The sequence below is a fragment of the Paenibacillus suaedae genome (assembly GCF_032337355.1).
GTDB classification, from domain to species: Bacteria; Bacillota; Bacilli; order Paenibacillales; family Paenibacillaceae; genus Paenibacillus_B; species Paenibacillus_B suaedae.
Window position 1 is genome coordinate 557,936 of record NZ_JAVYAA010000001.1, and the last position, 16,215, is coordinate 574,150.

Here is a 16,215-nt window from a genome sequence, read left to right on the forward strand (position 1 = left end):
TTTCTGCCACATGTGAGTTCATACTTCATATGGCTTCTTTTCTTGGAAAACTCTCGAAAATTGATGTCTTACCACATCATATATTGAACTAAAATAACCTTATTATCTCGATTATATGAAAGTGTGGGTAACAAGCTCAGCAAATGATAGGCCCCAGCATACCCAAGGGAGGAAGGCATACATTCTTACAAGATGTATCGGCAAAAGGAGAAACGCTCTATACATTGAGCAGTCAAATTGCAATCTGGAACCTAAACAATGCCAAGGTGCAAGTCATTCTGCATTATTTTGATGTGAACAATAAGTTAATCGGAAGTGATACGCCATTCGGAAATGGTGGAAAACGGATTGGCTACGTGTAAATGTAAAAGCACAACCTCCGGTAAATACGGTACGGGCAAGGGTTTCATTTTATTATCCTGGCGATAGAAGATAAAGCGTCAGGGAGAGTAACCGTAGATTCCGTAACGATTCAAAGTAAAAAGTAGCACGAAATAACGATTGTAATGTCATAAAGAAAAGAAAGGGAATCGCAAAATGAATGCATAAAAAGAGTGGCTTATCTTTTTCTTATAAGCATGTTCTGCTTCACGATTTCATGTGATAGTTATGTGATGGCTGACATGTTTCGTGAATTAAACGATTTTAGCTACGTTATAGAGTCGTTCGAAAGAGGAGACCTGAGCCAAACAAATTACGTAGCAAGAGCTGGCAGAATAACAAGCGACCCACAGCAAATCATCACGGGAAAGTATTCTGTGTATGTGGAATCCTCACCAAAAGAAGAGTGGAAAGATGCAATTTATACTAACGCGAATAAAGTATATTTTGAAAAAAATACAACCTATGCGGTGACGTTTTCTTATAAAAGCATTGTAGATCCTGTACAAGGAAATAATGGTTACTTATATTTTACGGCCAGGGGAGTAGGTTCGGATTATAGAAGCGATAAAGGGTGGACGGAATAGACAGGACAAGCAGGCAAGACGGGCATGAGAACGATCACCTCTAAAACAGGCGAAGAAGAGGACTATTTTCTAATATGGGGAATCCATAACGGAGGGGCGTTATCCCTAGATGATATTATAATAAAAAAAGATGAGTATCAGTATGATGCAAATGGACGATTAAGCCGATTCTATTTACCGGGTAATGTTGAAATTAAATATTTTTATGATGCCAATGGAAATTTGATGCGGCGTGAGCGTGATTTTAGAAAGGATGCGTAATTATTATGAAGACGAATAAGGCAATAGTCTCCTTTTTGATTGTAATTATATTAACCATGGTTCAGTCAGGACTCGTATATGCAGAAAATAGAGATTATACATATGATGAATCAAACCGATTGACGCAAACTGACAAGATTCAATTTATATATGATAACAACGGTAATTTAGTAGAAAAGAAGAAAATCTCTCATGATAATGAGATACACTATGTTTCATCCAATGATTTCTCGCCGAATCAGGGGGAGAATTGCTGGTACTATCAAGAATGGGATGGAAAAGAGTACAAAAGTTTAGAATGGGACGATGCATTAAAACAATGGAAAGGAAGTCAGTATTGGCTAAGGGTGGCTCGTGAGTTTCAACATCCGGATGGTAATGATTCGGTTCGAAAATGGGTAGCCCCGAAACGTGGAGAAATAAAAATAACGGGGAAGGTAGCAAAAATGGTAGGGCAAATACTTGGAGATGGCGTTCAAGTAAAAGTAATGAAAAATGAAGTCCAAATATGGCCTTCTTCCAGTTGGCAAGAGATAGCATTTGATGATACTCGGGGTATAGATGTTAATATAACGACAGAGGTAGATAAAGGGGATTCTATCTATTTCATAGTAAATCAAAAGCAAACAATTAATTATGATGGAACATATTGGGATCCGAAAATAACTTATATTACGCCGAAATCTTCTGCAATAAAGGAATTCTCTCCAAAACAAGGAAGTGGTAACTGGTATTATCAGGAGTGGGATGGAAAAGAGTACATAGACCTAACTTGGAATGCTGATTTGAAGCAATGGTTAGGTAGTACTTTCTGGCTCAGAATAGCTAGAGAGTTTCAACATCCGGATGGTAATGATTCGGTACGAAAATGGGTGGCCTCGAAGGATGGGAAAATTAATATCACTGGGAAAGTTGCGAAATTAGAAGGACAAATATATGGGGATGGGGTACGTGTAAAAATAATAAAAAACCATACTCAGATATGGCCTTTATCAGGGTGGAAACATATAGAACACAATGATACAACAGGCGTGAATATTTCTTTAGTGACGGAGGTAGAAAAAGGGGACTCCATTTATTTCATTGTCAATCAGAATGGAACAATTGACTATGATACTACTTATTGGGATCCTACGATTATGTATATCCCTTCTGTTTATAATGGTTCAAAGGAATTCTCGACGATTCAAGGCAAAGATAACTGGTACTATCAAGAATGGAATGGGAAAGAATATAAAAACTTAACGTGGAATGATGAGCTTAAACAGTGGCAGGGGAGTACTTATTGGTTAAGAATTGCTCAAGATTTCATGCATCCAGATGGAAACGATGTTGTACGGACCTGGGTTTCCCCGAGAAATGGGAGTCTTCAAATTACGGGGGACGTAGCAAAATTAAAAGGGCAAGTTCTTGGTGATGGGGTTCATGTAAAAATTATGAAAAATAATAGTCAAATTTGGCCTGTTACCGGATGGCAGACAATTTCAAGTGATGATATCAAAGGGAGCAATATAAATACCTTAGTAGAAGTGGAAAAAGGTGATTCTATTCATTTTATTGTTAATCAAAATCAGACAATGAATTTTGATGGGACTTCATGGAATATTGCGTTGTCCTTATTCCCATAAATTGATTTAACATCTGCAGTCTATGCTTTCATAAGGTAGCAGTATCACATCCATGTGAGTATGAGTATTGTTTGAATACAGAGAAGGCTGATCTCTTAGAAAGAGGATTCTCCTTCTCTGTGTTCTTGTCTCGAAGAGAATTGTTAATTCTTTGGTAATGTTCCCTTTGCATAATTTAGGTTCATATCATCTATAATTACTGAAGCGGTACCCTTGCCATTCGAGCCAATGATGTTGACTTGAACGGCAGCTCTAACGGCTCCCTGAGGAACGACACCGTTCGTAGATAGAACGAAGAACTCGCCTTTCGTATCATGGGTAATACTGCCGCTAGCGGGCCACCCAACGACTTTACCATTGGCATCGTAAAACCCAAGAGTTAGATTCACTTTAGCATTGGAAATCTTTTCAACTTTAATATGGCTATGGAGAACGTAATTTTTGCCTTGCTCGACAGCTACCGTCTGCATGAGGCTCATGCTTTTGCCGTTTAAAGAGGAGGCACCCATCCTTTGAGCACGCTTACCAGCCATTACTTTGTTCTCATCAATCCCGTAGGTTCCGATAACACCGTCTTCCGCAAAATTCCACCAGCCATCTGCCAATCCAGTTGAACCTGTGTAGCTCTCAAATCCGCTATTGGCCAAGAGATTAGGTTCAGTTGAATATGTAAAATGCATGCCGTCGACAACGACCGAAGCTGAGCCTGTGCCATTCGAGCCAATGATGTTGACTTGAACGGCAGCCCTAACGGCTCCCAGGGGAACGACTCCGTTCGTAGACAGAACGAAGAACTCGCCTTTCGTATCATCGCTAATACTGCCGCTAGCGGGCCATCCAACGACTTTACCATTGGCATCGTAAAACCCAAGAGTTAGATTCACTTTAGCATTAGAAATCTTTTCGACTTTAATATGGCTATGGAGAACGTAATTTTTACCTTGCTCGACAGCTACTGTCTGCATGAGGCTCATGCTTTTGCCGTTTAAAGAGGAGGCATCCATCCTTTGAGCGCGCATGCCAGCCATTACGTTGATCTCCTCAATCCCGTAGGTTCCGATAACACCGTCTTCCGCAAAATTCCACCAGCCATCTGCCAAACCAGTTGAACCTGTGTAGCTCTCAAATCCGCTATTGGCCAAGAGATTAGGTTCGGTTGAATATGTAAAATGCATGCCGTCGACAACGACCGAAGCTGAGCCTGTGCCATTCGAGCCAATGATGTTGACTTGAACGGCAGCTCTAACGGCTCGCTGAGGAACGACACCGTTCGTAGATAGAACGAAGAACTCGCCTTTCGTATCATCGCTAATACTGCCGCTAGCGGGCCACCCAACGACTTTACCATTGGCATCGTAAAACCCAAGAGTTAGATTCACTTTAGCATTAGAAATCTTTTCGACTTTAATATGGCTATGAAGAACGTAATTTTTACCTTGCTCGACAGCTACCGTCTGCATGAGGCTCATGCTTTTGCCGTTTAAAGAGGAGGCATCCATCCTTTGAGCACGCTTGCCAGCCATTACTTTGTTCTCCTCAATCCCGTAGGTTCCGATAACTCCGTCTTGCTCATAATTTCCCCAACTATCCGCTAGCCCCAAGCTACCTGAGTAATATTCAAAATCTCCATTTTCCAACAAATTAACTGCTGTTTGCTTTGTTTTTTTTAACAAATTTCCGTTGCCGTCGTAATGATACTCATACTGGTGATCTCCTTGTTTAACCAGTTTTACTTTCCCCGTTGAATCATATTTGTATTTTACTTCTCCAGCCAATGCTAGTTGATGGCTACAGAAAACGAACATAAGTAAAAGTGATAGAAAAGCACTTCCATATTTTAAAGTATGTTTCATGTGCGACTCCTTTTAGTTGAAATAGTTGTTATTATTCTATGAATAGCTCCATTGTAGATAAAATCTAAAGCATTAAACAGAAAAGATTTGTATTAATTTCTATTGTGTTACAACCTGCAATCCATCGTCCCAATATTGTAGATACAAAACCTCATTAATTTAGGCGTTATTGTCTAGGGCAAAAATCCTGCTGTATTACACTGGTAAGATACAATTGACAGCTCATTTTCTGTGGTCTAAAATGACAATATGAAACTAAATTTGTATCAAAAGTTTCAAAACAGGGAGGGATTTGCATGGTTTGGATTCAGAAAAAAGACTTCGTAGTCGCTACATTTCTGTCTGCTATCCTGTTTGTGCTCTTCTGCTATCTAAGTTCAGGGTATGAGCTAATCGTCACATTTGCCCTGGGGATCGTATTTGCATACTCGATTTTTATTACGTTATACAAGAGGAAGATTATAGCCATTGAACCCTTGCAAATACTGCCGCTCTACTTCGGCGTATTGGCTTGGCAGTTCATCCATTTTTCCGAAGAATTCTCTACCGGATTTTCAACCCGCTTTCCTCTTATTTATGGTGGAGAGCCCTATACCGCACAATTTTTTGTTCTGTTGAACATGATCTCCTATTCCTGCTTCGCTCTTGCCGCTATCTTTGCCTTTGTCCGGCGTAAGCCCGTTCTTCTTATTCCCGTTTTGTTCTTTACAGCTTATGGAGCGCTCGGCAATGCCATCGCACACACCACTTGGAGCCTTTATTTCGGCGAATATTTTCCGGGCTTGTACACAGCTCAGTTGTATTGGTTACTTGCACCACTCCTGCTGCGAAGATTGACAGGGAGCTGGAAGGTAACTCTGCTCCTTATCATTCCTTATGTCGTCCTGCTTCCGATTGCGTTAATTGCTGCCCTTGTTTAGAATGAAATTAATTCATATCATTTGATCATAATTTTTCAGAAGAGGAACCTGACATGAGCAAGAAGACGGAAGCGAGACTATTAACGCATGCTTCATCCCAGTTCTTTCGGCACGGATACTCCAATCTATCCGTGGACGATCTCGTGCAGGGGATTGGGATGAGCAAGGCTACGCTGTACCGCTACTTCGATTCGAAATACGATTTGCTGGAAATCGTGATCGAGAAGCTATTTCAAGAAATTGAGGCAGACATTCATGAGTTGCTTGCGAGCAAGCAGGAACCCGAAGAGAAGCTGCGTACCTTTATGACCTTGATGGTTGAACGATTGAACGGTATTGAGCGAACCGCGATCGAGGATATAAAGCACAGCGTGCCCGTTTTATATGAGAAATTTCAGAATTTGCGCAAGCACGTCATCATTAATCATTTGGTGAAGGTATTAGAGGACGGTGCTGAGCAAGGCTATTTTCGAAAGAATATCGATCAAGGGGTTGTGGCACATATCATCTTTGCAGCAATCGAATCGCTGACCGATACAGATTACCTGGCAGAAAGCCGCTACCGGTTTTCCGAAGTTTTCGATATGGTGCTGACCATTGTGATGTACGGAAATGTAGTAGATAAGGCAGAGCGCACATAATCTTTCTGCACCGATAACTACTTGCTTCAACGCTGTGGTTGTGTTAGGATGAGGATAACTTTGACAGAACGGAGGGTTCACAGTGGTAAATAAGGCAGCTAACTTCCGCTTCGGAAGAATCCGATTGAACGCATGTGTCACTAACTGAATAGTGCTCATTAGCTCTGCCTGTGTGCAGAGTAATCGGGATTGGTCTGCCTTGTTGCTACGGAACCTAATATGATGGTTAGCGACAGAAGAGGGAGGGATCGTGCCTACCCTCTTTTGTTGTGCCTATTGTACGTGTCTGCCGCTATTTAAGGAGAGAAGTAAGTCTCTTTGAGCATTGTCATCGCATGTATTTGCTTGTTCCTGCTCGTGTCATCAGGTTCGGGGCAATTGGGGTACATGTGTCTGATAATGCGTATACAGCTGTGCGCACCAGTGTATGCTGGCAGTGTTAACTGCGAACAGCGGTAATAGCTTCAGACTGTACAGTTGGCCATTGGGTTGTTCCAATTGGATTGAATCGCCCCTATCTAAGAGGGAGTTCGATCTAATTAGCCGCAGGGATCCTATGTAATAGGATGAAGAAGGTTGCGATCCAATATTAAGACGATTACTCCAAGCACAGGCGGGATGCCTGTGCTTTTTTTTGTGCATCAAGTTTTATGAGAACCAAGCATGATAGGAACAAAATAAACAGAAACATGGAGGAATAACTTTATGGAACAACTAACAATCGAAGCGCAAAAGGCCGTACTGGTCGGCGTGAATATGAATCATCAGCCAGACTTTGCATATTCGATGGAGGAACTGGCGAACTTGGCGAGCGCATGTGATGTGGACGTAGTCGGGACAGTGACGCAGAATCTGAGCCGCATCAATACGTCGCATTACATCGGCACAGGCAAGATACAGGAAATTACGATCATGCTGAAGCAGCAAGAAGCCAATCTTGTTATTTTCAATGATGAGCTGTCGCCTTCGCAGCTTCGCAATCTCGAAGCGGATCTGGATTGCAAGGTCGTGGATCGGACGCTGCTCATTCTGGACATCTTCGGACAGCGCGCGAAGACGCGCGAAGCGCAGCTTCAGGTCGAGGTGGCAGAGCTGCAGTATATGCTACCGCGTCTTGTTGGCTTGCGTGAATCACTTGGCCGTCAAAGCGGCGGTATCGGCACGAAGAACAAGGGCGTGGGTGAAACAAAGCTTGAGCTGGATCGCCGTCGGATTGAAGAGAAAATTACAGCCATGAGCAGGGAACTGGAGACGCTCGTAGCGCATCGCCAAATTCAACGCAAGAAGCGGAAGAAGACTGAGATCCCTGTCGTATCGCTAGTCGGCTACACGAATGCGGGCAAGTCCACAGTCATGAATGCACTGGTAGAGAAGTTTACGGGATCGAAGGACAAATTCGTATTTGAAAAGGATATGCTGTTCGCAACGTTGGAAACGTCTGTCCGCAACATTGAGCTGGAGGATAAGAAAGAGTTTCTGCTTACGGACACGGTTGGCTTCGTCAGCAGACTGCCGCATCATCTTGTGAAGGCATTCCGTTCTACGCTGGAGGAAGTGAGAGAAGCCGACCTGCTCGTGCATGTTGTGGACTTCTCCAATCCGGAGTATGAGCAGCACATTCACATTACGAATGAGACGCTGAAGGCAATTGGGATCGAGGAGATTCCGATGATTTATGCTTATAACAAGATCGACATGAAGGAAGGAGAAATACCGGAATCGCAGGACAATTCCTTGTATATTTCGGCCAAGGGCAAGCAGGGGCTAGATGAGCTTGTCACGGCGATTCGCGGCAAGGTGTTCCGCAATTACGTGAAGTGTGAAATGCTTATTCCCTACCACGAAGGACAGTATGTCTCTTACTTGAATGAGCATGCGCATGTACTTGCTACTGAATATGAGGAGCAGGGCACGAAGCTTGTTCTGGAATGCAAGCAGAGCGATTATCAGAAGTTCGCTCAATATGTGCAGCAGTCTTAACAAGTTCATATAAGCACACAGTGAGCCGTCTTGCAGACATCTGTCTGGAGGCGGCTCTTCTTGTTGCATTTCTTCTTATGGCACTTTTGCTGCGTCTGCTGTTTTACCGTCGTTGGTTGCTAATGGATAATTGTTATCCCATTAAAATATTGGAAAGAGAGCACAAATTGTCAAGAAGACAGGGGACGGATTCAGTATGATTAGCACAAGATGAGAATTGAATTCATGGGGATAGGAAGGAGCTGAAGACTCTTGAAAAGACACGAATATAACTTGGGGCGGCGACGCTTCTTCGGTTTGCTGATCATCTTGACGGTGCTTTCGTCTGCATATGCTCCGGTAGTGATGGCAGAGGAGCCTGTAAATGGAGAAGCGGAGATACATACTTCCCTATCGATAAAAGGGACTGCGGTGGAGACGGTGCATAAACAGCAAGAAGAGACGGCAAGAACTTATCAAGCCGCACTATCTGAATGGAAGCGCTGGGCAGCAGATCATGCTTATGCTTGGAACCACATACAACCTGAACAATGGTCTCCGAACGGTGGAGCGATTGTACAAGACAACATGAGTGATCTTGATATGCTAATTCCACTGCTGGCTGACAAGCGCATCGTATACTTGGGCGAAAATTCGCATGGGGTTGCTGAGTTCAGTTTGGCCAAAACGCGCATGATTCAATATTTGCATCAGACGCTTGGATATAACGTCGTTGCCTTTGAGAGTGGATTGGGCGATGCTGCGATTGCTCAGGGACAAGTGAACAAGAATGCGGCACAGCAGACGATGAAGCGATCTATATTTGGCGTATGGTGGACGGAAGAGACGAAGCCGCTGTTCGACTATATGAAGGCAACACACGCGAGCGATGCTCCGCTGCGCCTTGCGGGCTTCGATATTCAGGTGCAGTCTTCGTTATTCCAGGATGCAGATTGGATATCGAACAAATCGTTGAAGAATAGAGCGATACAAGCGGAGCAAGAGGTTCAGAAATGGAGAAAGAGTACGGATCTGAACGGGTATCGCAAGGCGAAGCCGGTGTTAATGAAGGTGTACGAAGAACTGCTGCAAGCTGTAGCGAACAATGCTGACGCCTTGAAGCGGGAGTATCCCAATGAGCCGCATATCGTCAAGCTGATGCAGCGCGCACTGCAGGATCGCATCCGGGTGATTCAGGAGTTCAATGAACTGAGCATCGAGTCTAATCGATTAACGGAACAAGGCGATTATAGCGGAACACAGGCCATTATGGAATGGCGGGATCGGGCCATGGCCAGCAATTTGGCATGGTTGGCTACTGACATATATCCGGAAGAAAAAATCATCGTATGGGGACATAACGGTCATATCAGCAAAGCCCAGTCTCTTATCTATTCGATGCCGAAGAGTATGGGTGAGCTTATGCCTGAAGCACTGCGGCGGGAAAGCTACGTCATCGCTCTCTTCATGGGTGAAGGTCAAGCGGCAGAGAATACGAGGGAGCCTATTCACTTGGCACCGATTATTCCTGGATCGATGGAGGATATTCTTACAGCTGCCGAACAGCCCTATGTGTTCATGGATTTGCGATATCGGGAAAATGAGCGGGGAAATTCATGGATGTTCGAGAGGTCGATTGCATCTTATCAGGTGATGATGCCGATGCCATTGGAACTTAGACGGCATTTCGATGGCGTGCTGATGATCAAGCAAGTGAAGATGCCCACCTATTTGCCGAGCACAGCTCAACCCTAGAACGGTTATGTAATCAAATGAAAACGCCCATTGAACGGGCGTTTTGTCATCGTACCGCATTGTTACAATCCGGAAGTGTCATGCTGTATTTGTCATAATACCGCTTCAATTTGTTTCTTATGATGGTTGTCGTGATCGTTGAATTCATGAATGACATACAGCAAAGAGTAAGGGATGCCTGTATATGGGCAGGTTGCTGCGCCGTTCGCGGCAACCTGCTTGGCAGTCAGGTCAGGATCAGCTAATAGAGCTTCAACAAGCTGATGGCGAGTTTGCTTGAATTCGTCGAGAAGCTGCTCTTGGGAAACTCCCGAATTGGCATAATCATAAGCAATCTTATTAAATGGGTCAAAATCAGGAAATTCCATTCCTTCTCCATTCTGGATCGCAGGGATGACGGTAAAGAGCAAGTGCTTATCCCAATTTATGAGATGCGAAATGATTTCTGCAACGGATGCTTTCCCCTCTGCAATTGGTTGTGACCAGATGTGCTCGTTGATGTGATGTAGGGTATCTGTCCAATCTGTAAATTGCTTATATCGTAGAAGTGTTTGTTCATTTAACGTGATCATAATCAAAGCCTCCAGTTATTGAATTGATAGGTAAACAGTCGAAGTATGTAGTGACACTTTTGAGTAAAGTAACCAATTACGAGCAGGGGCCCGTAAGAGGTCGCCCTGCTGCGAACTGAATTTTGCCGAACTTTAACGAATCGCAATATAGATATCAACCTGTGCATCCTCTGGATTAGCGCTTCGCTCATCGTAGCGCTCGAAATCTCCAGTAAAGGTGCGCTCCTCGCCAGAGGTAAGTGACCATTTCCAGATAGACTGCCATGCACGGGCAACAACCTCAGTAACAGGGCCGCGTTCTGTCGTGAATACGGCATATTTGGCTGCTGGTACTTCAACAACTTCCAATCCGCTAGGAGCCTCTGCATCCCGATCGATTGCAGCACCGATCAGCGTCGTATACTCGCCCATAGCCCCATTCTCATAGTCACTGTAACAGCCGTATATTGTTCCAGGATCTGTAGAATTCGGAATTCGTGCAGCAATCTGCTCTGACCAGAACTGTCCCCACAGTGGGCCCAGCTTGCCATTACCGCTCATTTCATTGGCATTCGTCGTGCGCGTTGCAATGCCAGCAAGCTTCATCGCATCCAGCTCTACGATTCGGATCGGCTGGTAAGAAGCTGCTTCATCCCCGTTCGCGATGCTCCAGCGCTTCAAGTTCGGCAGGAATTGCTGCATCATATTGCGGGCAGCGGCTTCTTCCATTCCATCCTGTACCATAAATGGTACGCAGATGTCGATCATCTCTTCGAGGGTGAGATCTGGATTCGTGAACGCCCCGTCCTTATAGCAATGAATACAATACTCCTGTACAAGCTTATTATCCTTCTCTGTTCCGAACTGGTTCTCTTGCGCCAGCAGCATCCCGCAGCTTTGGCATATCAATTGACTCATAATCGATCACTCCTGTATCGTTGATAGCCTCATTATAAAGAGGAGAACCTGACAACTCTCTGTCAGGTTCCCAGTTTACTTTTTATATTTTTCAACAATACGAGATGCAATCTGTTCAATCTGGTTACGAATGTGAAGCGGTTCAAGCACTTCGACATGCTGCCCAAAGCTTAAAATAAAGCCATTCAACCAATTATCTACGGGAAATGGAACGGATGCGACAAGCGCCCCTGCTTCATCCTCTTGCAGATCCTCTACGCCAAACCATTCTTCTGCCAAATGGCGTACCTCTGGATCGAAGCGCAGGACGATTCTCTCGGTTCGTTCCGGCGCATGCCATTCCTGCTCCCATGGGAGATCGTGAATCGAGACCTCTTGGCGGACGAAAAACTTGTCTTCAACCAGCAAATCCTTCATTCGGAACAGCTTGAACAAGCGAAATTGGGCACGCAGCGTACAGTACGCATACAGGTACCAACGCTTGTGCTTCAGCACCAGCGTATAGGGCTCTACCGTTCGGCAGGATACCTTCCCGCCTGCATTGCAATACGTGAAGGTAACCGCCTGCTGCTGCTCAATAGCATCCTTCAGCACCATCAGCTTCTGCTCCTGAACACCGTTGCTGCCCCAATTGGAGAAGTCGACGATGAATTGCTGCGTCCTCAATTGGAACTGTGCCGAATCGGCAGGCGGTACGATACTGCTCAGCTTCTCCACCAGCAGCTCATTGTCGCTGCTTGGATGGGTGGAGGAGATGCTCTGGAGCGCAGTAACAATGGCGACAAGCTCATCGTTGGTCAACAGGTTCCGATCGAGGCGGTAGCCTTCTGCTAGACCGATGCCTCCTCCTGCTCCCTGATAGGTGACGACTGGAATGCCGGCCTGATTGATGGTATCGATGTCTCGATAGATCGTCCTCACCGATACCTCGAAGCGGTCAGCCAAATCCTTGGCCTGTACCATCTTGCGGTTGATGAGGAGAATGACAATAGATAGTAAGCGGTCGATCTTCATGTTGCGCTGCTTGGCTCGAACTGAATGTCGTATTCCATAACTTTTGCAGTTGTTCGGGCGACTTCTACTCCAAGAAGCTGCTGGACAAGGTAGAACGCCATATGGATGCCAGCGGAAATCCCGCCGGATGACACGATGGAGCCATCTGCAACATACTTCACGTCTCGCACGACTTCAACCGCTGGATACTGATCCGCTAACCAATCATAACTGGCCCAGTGCGTCGTAGCTCGCTTGCCATCCAGAAGACCTGCCTCTGCAAGCAGCAGCGCTCCTGTGCATACCGAGGTCATAAAATCGACAGCCTGCATTCGATCCTGAATCCATTTGATCATATGGGGATTATGGAGTTCCCGTTTTCTTGCTCCCAACCCTCCGGGGACGATGACAATATCAAAATGCGGCGCATTGGAGAAGCTGAAGTCAGGAATGACCTTCAGTCCGTTGCGTGCGGTAATCATAGTGCCATCCTCCGATACCGTGCGTACTTGAAATGGCTTCAACGCAGTCGTATCAGGATCTTGATCAGGATAGGTTGTAACTGACAGCACCTCGAAAGGGCCTGCGAAGTCCAGCACCTCAACATCATCAAATAACACAATTCCTACATTCCAATGCTGCTTCATTTGGGTTCATCTCCTTCTTCTATAGAAGAACATGCCCGCACCGGGACAACCCAGTGGGGCATGATTGCGATTCGTACAGCAAGCGAATCCTGAAGCGGTTTATGCCTGAACGAGCTGCAGCTTCCATTCACGCAAATCCAGCTTGCGTACGCCTTCTTGCACATAGGGATCATTTTCAGCCAATTGCTTAGCTTCTTCCACATTGTCAGCAATATAAATGACCATACCTCCTGAGCCATCTCCGAACGGTCCCTTGGCGAATACCTTTCCCTCTTTGCCGAGTTGTTCCAAGTACTCCAAGTGATGTGGACGATACGTCAAGTTTTTACTCTCATCCTGCATTTCCAAGATTGCTGCAAAATAAGCCATATTGGATACTCCTCTCCTATTCCCTTAGTCGTTCTTGAATTCATTATATCAAATGGACGAGCATGCGGAAGGGGTTCTATATTTCGACGAAAAAATCATTCAACTGACGTCATTGAATACAAATCGACAGCATGTGATGAAAAAGGCGGTTGCAGTGCGGAAAAGGGCGATTACTTTTCTTGTGAGAGCAGTTGAAATCTATGTTCTCTATGATATAAATTATAGTAATAGTACCTGTATTCTAAGAGATCCTAATTTAAATGACAACTCTTCTTAGGGACTGCATCGAGTTCAATGAACGGCAGATGATAGACATCTTGATTTTTATCCATGGGAGGGTTTTCAATGCGAACTGAAATAGCAGAAGAAGTACAAAAGTACAAAGACTTTATAGAAGAAGAGCTGACACAGACTATATCAATGGATAAGTTAGTAGCTCTGTTTAAGGAAATGTCGGGTGCGGCAAGGCGAGAAATGGCGGTAGATTTGCATTTACCCTCCGTTCGCACCTCAAAAAGCATGCCCACTATTTTATTTATTAAAGAGATACGCAAATACGTAAAATCCAGACAAGATCATTTTAATCGTAAATATACACTGATTACCTCGTTGATAAAGCAGCTTATGATCGTTCTAGAAGAGGAAGATGAGAATACTCTTGAATCGTTCCTTGCACGTCGTGAAGCAATTATTGCTGAACATGGATTTTGGCATTATTATTGGTCGCTTTATTTCCATCCAGGCCGAACCGAGCAGGAAGCATTGTGGAAGCAGTCCATGGAGGAACTGGAGAGTGAGGGTGGAAGCTCGGAAGGCTCCAGCAATACCGTCCTGCATTTGACGGATGAGTCCTCCTCGTTGCCTGCGGAAGCGGAGCCGTCTATGGAATCCACAGAACCCTCACTTGAATTGGAGCAGCGAATCATTGAATTGAAGAAGAAATTGAACCACGAGACGCATTTGCGCAAGCAGGCTGAACTGTCGCTAGGGAAGACGGAGAAGCAGATTCATCGGCTGAATCGCCAATTGACTGATATCGATGCTCAGCTTCAGCTTGTTCAGCAGGAGAGCGGACAAGTGCAGCAGGATAAGGACTTACATATTCAAGAGCTGGAATCACAGCTTGCGCAGCGCAACGAAGAGCTGCGAGTGATTCGTCAGGAGCGCAGCAAGCTGCAGAAGGAATCCGAGCTGATGCAGCAGGAGCTAGCCGCGAGAGAAGAACAGACGCAGTCCGTACGCAGTGAGCTGCTTGGACATGAGGAGAAGCTGAACCAACTGCGTAGACAGGTGAACGCGCTAAGGGCGGACAACGACGAATTGAACAGGCAGGTTGTACAAGCCAAGAAATCCGCTGCTGCTGCGACAGTTGAGGTACTTCGTCCCAAGTCGTTAACTTCCTCTATTCAGGATATTATTCAATTGCTGTATACCGATGTGGAAGACACCGTTCATGCGGCTCGCAATACGGTCGTCCAATCCGGTAAGGATGGAAGACAGAAGATACGAGAGTCTCTTGCGCTCATTGATGAGCTTGAGCAATTCATCGAGAGACGGAATGAGCATCCTGCTGAACGAAGCGGTTCCATTCGTGAACATTCGGAATTGGCTCAACAGGAAGAATGCGAGGAGCGTTCTGCAAGTGTACATGCACGGCAGCGCCATGATTCAATGCCGTACGCAGAATCGGCTTGCGCATTAGAAAGCAGCGGCACTGCGGTTCTGGAGCGAAGTGAAGGCAGCGGGTATGCAGAACCCTTTGCGGCATTGGAAGGAGGCTCCTACCCTGATGGCTTGTCTGTAACTGACGAGAGCGGGCTGAATGGGACGTTCTTCCGCCGTGATCATGGCGGGTATATTGTATTGGAGACGGGACAGACGTTTAATATTACCGAAAGTCTTGTCCTGCAGCATCAATTGCAGCACGAAGCAGGAGTATTGTGCCGTCCGAAGCAGCATGATCCAACGCAATACGAGATTGAACTGCTGCTTCAAGGGGATGACAGTAACAGCTCCATTGTTCAATATGATGGCTATGTGCACCTTGGAGAGCATTTTACCTGGTATTGCGTCGATCTGAATGACCCGCAGCACCGCTTCCCGCTGCATGAACGGGATGTGGCCATTCGTACACCGAAGGATGGGGATCCTTGCTCATTTAACGTAGAGATTGGGAAGCAAGTAGCGCGCCTGTCCCGCTTATATCGGGCGCAGCCCATCTCCGAACTGGAAGCGAAGCGTACAGCGAGCAGCGGCGCAGCAGTTCAGAGTGTCGCACGTGCTGCGAAGGCACAAGCGAAGAAGGAATATGAGAAGCCAGAGCCATTCCTAGAAGGCCACCAAATTACGATTGTCGGTGGATTGAAGAAATGGTTTGAAGAGGTAGTGGCGGAGACGGGGGCTACTCTCGTACATGAGAATGGGAAAAATCCAAAGCGGATATTCCATGATCTGAAGCGTTCGTCCGCACTGTTCTTATTGCTTACGGCAACATCGCATCAAGCATACTGGGACTGTGTGGAGATCGCGAAGCAGAACCAGATTCCGTTCTATTTCATCGAGGGATCCAAATCCAATTTGCGTCATCTCTTGTGGAATAATCAAGATCAAATCATTGCACATGCCAAGGCGAATTGATTTATGTAGCTTATAATAAGGTCAGCCAGATATTTCTGGTTGACCTTTTTTATCTGTTTTTTTATATCTAGCATCCGGGGTAGAACGTATCTGCTCGGACTATATTTTATTGCTG

15 protein-coding genes are annotated in these 16,215 nt (G+C 45.4%); 9 read left to right on the forward strand and 6 right to left on the reverse strand.

Annotated features, from left to right (window positions below; translation table 11 throughout):
• Positions 1-224 precede the first annotated feature (224 nt).
• The 4 genes from RQP50_RS02430 (at position 225) to RQP50_RS02445 (ending at position 2,857) form a co-directional block, all read left to right on the forward strand.
• The gene (locus tag RQP50_RS02430) at positions 225-362 is read left to right on the forward strand and encodes a hypothetical protein (protein ID WP_315742973.1); all 138 of its coding nucleotides are present in this window, start codon (positions 225-227) and stop codon (positions 360-362) included.
• A gap of 252 nt (positions 363-614) precedes the next feature.
• Positions 615-968: a hypothetical protein gene (locus tag RQP50_RS02435; protein WP_315742975.1), complete on the forward strand. Its 354-nt coding sequence runs from the start codon at positions 615-617 to the stop codon at positions 966-968.
• A gap of 24 nt (positions 969-992) precedes the next feature.
• Entirely contained in the window at positions 993-1,229 is a 237-nt protein-coding gene (locus RQP50_RS02440; RefSeq protein WP_315742977.1) for an RHS repeat domain-containing protein, read from the forward strand.
• 5 nt (positions 1,230-1,234) lie between these two features.
• Positions 1,235-2,857, forward strand: coding sequence for a hypothetical protein (locus tag RQP50_RS02445; protein WP_315742979.1), 1,623 nt, complete (start codon positions 1,235-1,237; stop codon positions 2,855-2,857).
• A 143-nt stretch (positions 2,858-3,000) separates the two neighbouring features.
• On the opposite strand, the gene RQP50_RS02450 is transcribed toward RQP50_RS02445, so the two are convergent.
• Positions 3,001-4,710 (reverse strand): hypothetical protein, encoded by a 1,710-nt coding sequence (locus tag RQP50_RS02450; protein WP_315742981.1) that lies wholly within the window; start codon positions 4,708-4,710, stop codon positions 3,001-3,003.
• A 296-nt stretch (positions 4,711-5,006) separates the two neighbouring features.
• Between RQP50_RS02450 and RQP50_RS02455 the strand changes: the two genes are divergently transcribed.
• The 4 genes from RQP50_RS02455 (at position 5,007) to RQP50_RS02470 (ending at position 9,985) form a co-directional block, all read left to right on the forward strand.
• Positions 5,007-5,630: a hypothetical protein gene (locus RQP50_RS02455; protein WP_315742983.1), complete on the forward strand. Its 624-nt coding sequence runs from the start codon at positions 5,007-5,009 to the stop codon at positions 5,628-5,630.
• A gap of 53 nt (positions 5,631-5,683) precedes the next feature.
• Entirely contained in the window at positions 5,684-6,271 is a 588-nt protein-coding gene (locus RQP50_RS02460; RefSeq protein ID WP_315742984.1) for a TetR/AcrR family transcriptional regulator, read from the forward strand.
• Between the two features lie 705 nt (positions 6,272-6,976).
• Complete coding sequence (gene hflX / locus RQP50_RS02465; protein ID WP_315742986.1) at positions 6,977-8,251, forward strand: GTPase HflX; 1,275 nt, start codon at positions 6,977-6,979, stop codon at positions 8,249-8,251.
• 252 nt (positions 8,252-8,503) lie between these two features.
• Complete coding sequence (locus tag RQP50_RS02470) at positions 8,504-9,985, forward strand: erythromycin esterase family protein (protein WP_315742988.1); 1,482 nt, start codon at positions 8,504-8,506, stop codon at positions 9,983-9,985.
• Positions 9,986-10,077: 92 nt separating this feature from the next.
• Here RQP50_RS02470 and RQP50_RS02475 read toward each other — a convergent pair whose 3' ends face one another.
• From RQP50_RS02475 to RQP50_RS02495, 5 genes are all read right to left on the reverse strand, one after another.
• Positions 10,078-10,557 carry a DinB family protein gene (locus RQP50_RS02475; protein WP_315742990.1) on the reverse strand — a complete coding sequence of 160 codons (480 nt, stop codon included), beginning with the start codon at positions 10,555-10,557 and terminating at the stop codon, positions 10,078-10,080.
• 132 nt (positions 10,558-10,689) lie between these two features.
• On the reverse strand, positions 10,690-11,454 hold the full coding sequence (locus tag RQP50_RS02480; protein ID WP_315742992.1) for an effector binding domain-containing protein: 765 nt from the start codon (positions 11,452-11,454) through the stop codon (positions 10,690-10,692).
• Positions 11,455-11,529: 75 nt separating this feature from the next.
• The gene (locus RQP50_RS02485; RefSeq protein WP_315742994.1) at positions 11,530-12,468 is read right to left on the reverse strand and encodes a helix-turn-helix transcriptional regulator; all 939 of its coding nucleotides are present in this window, start codon (positions 12,466-12,468) and stop codon (positions 11,530-11,532) included.
• Positions 12,465-13,094, reverse strand: a complete 630-nt coding sequence (locus RQP50_RS02490; RefSeq protein WP_315742996.1) for a DJ-1/PfpI family protein — start codon at positions 13,092-13,094, stop codon at positions 12,465-12,467. The genes RQP50_RS02485 and RQP50_RS02490 overlap by 4 nt, the downstream gene beginning before the upstream one ends.
• Positions 13,095-13,193: 99 nt before the next feature.
• Positions 13,194-13,463, reverse strand: coding sequence for a YciI family protein (locus tag RQP50_RS02495; RefSeq protein WP_021257568.1), 270 nt, complete (start codon positions 13,461-13,463; stop codon positions 13,194-13,196).
• 345 nt (positions 13,464-13,808) lie between these two features.
• Here RQP50_RS02495 and RQP50_RS02500 point away from each other — a divergent pair, with 345 nt between their 5' ends.
• Complete coding sequence (locus RQP50_RS02500) at positions 13,809-16,100, forward strand: hypothetical protein (protein WP_315743000.1); 2,292 nt, start codon at positions 13,809-13,811, stop codon at positions 16,098-16,100.
• Positions 16,101-16,215 lie beyond the last annotated feature (115 nt).

Bases quoted from the DNA above. Each gene is read 5' to 3' on its own strand.
- RQP50_RS02485 (WP_315742994.1), bottom strand. From the start codon at position 12,468: ATGAAGATCGACCGCTTACTATCTATTGTCATTCTCCTCATCAACCGC.
- RQP50_RS02455 (WP_315742983.1), top strand. From the start codon at position 5,007: ATGGTTTGGATTCAGAAAAAAGACTTCGTAGTCGCTACATTTCTGTCT.
- RQP50_RS02435 (WP_315742975.1), top strand. From the start codon at position 615: ATGGCTGACATGTTTCGTGAATTAAACGATTTTAGCTACGTTATAGAG.
- RQP50_RS02445 (WP_315742979.1), top strand. From the start codon at position 1,235: ATGAAGACGAATAAGGCAATAGTCTCCTTTTTGATTGTAATTATATTA.
- RQP50_RS02450 (WP_315742981.1), bottom strand. From the start codon at position 4,710: ATGAAACATACTTTAAAATATGGAAGTGCTTTTCTATCACTTTTACTT.
- RQP50_RS02460 (WP_315742984.1), top strand. From the start codon at position 5,684: ATGAGCAAGAAGACGGAAGCGAGACTATTAACGCATGCTTCATCCCAG.
- RQP50_RS02490 (WP_315742996.1), bottom strand. From the start codon at position 13,094: ATGAAGCAGCATTGGAATGTAGGAATTGTGTTATTTGATGATGTTGAG.
- RQP50_RS02495 (WP_021257568.1), bottom strand. From the start codon at position 13,463: ATGGCTTATTTTGCAGCAATCTTGGAAATGCAGGATGAGAGTAAAAAC.
- RQP50_RS02500 (WP_315743000.1), top strand. From the start codon at position 13,809: ATGCGAACTGAAATAGCAGAAGAAGTACAAAAGTACAAAGACTTTATA.
- RQP50_RS02480 (WP_315742992.1), bottom strand. From the start codon at position 11,454: ATGAGTCAATTGATATGCCAAAGCTGCGGGATGCTGCTGGCGCAAGAG.
- RQP50_RS02475 (WP_315742990.1), bottom strand. From the start codon at position 10,557: ATGATCACGTTAAATGAACAAACACTTCTACGATATAAGCAATTTACA.
- RQP50_RS02440 (WP_315742977.1), top strand. From the start codon at position 993: ATGAGAACGATCACCTCTAAAACAGGCGAAGAAGAGGACTATTTTCTA.
- hflX (WP_315742986.1), top strand. From the start codon at position 6,977: ATGGAACAACTAACAATCGAAGCGCAAAAGGCCGTACTGGTCGGCGTG.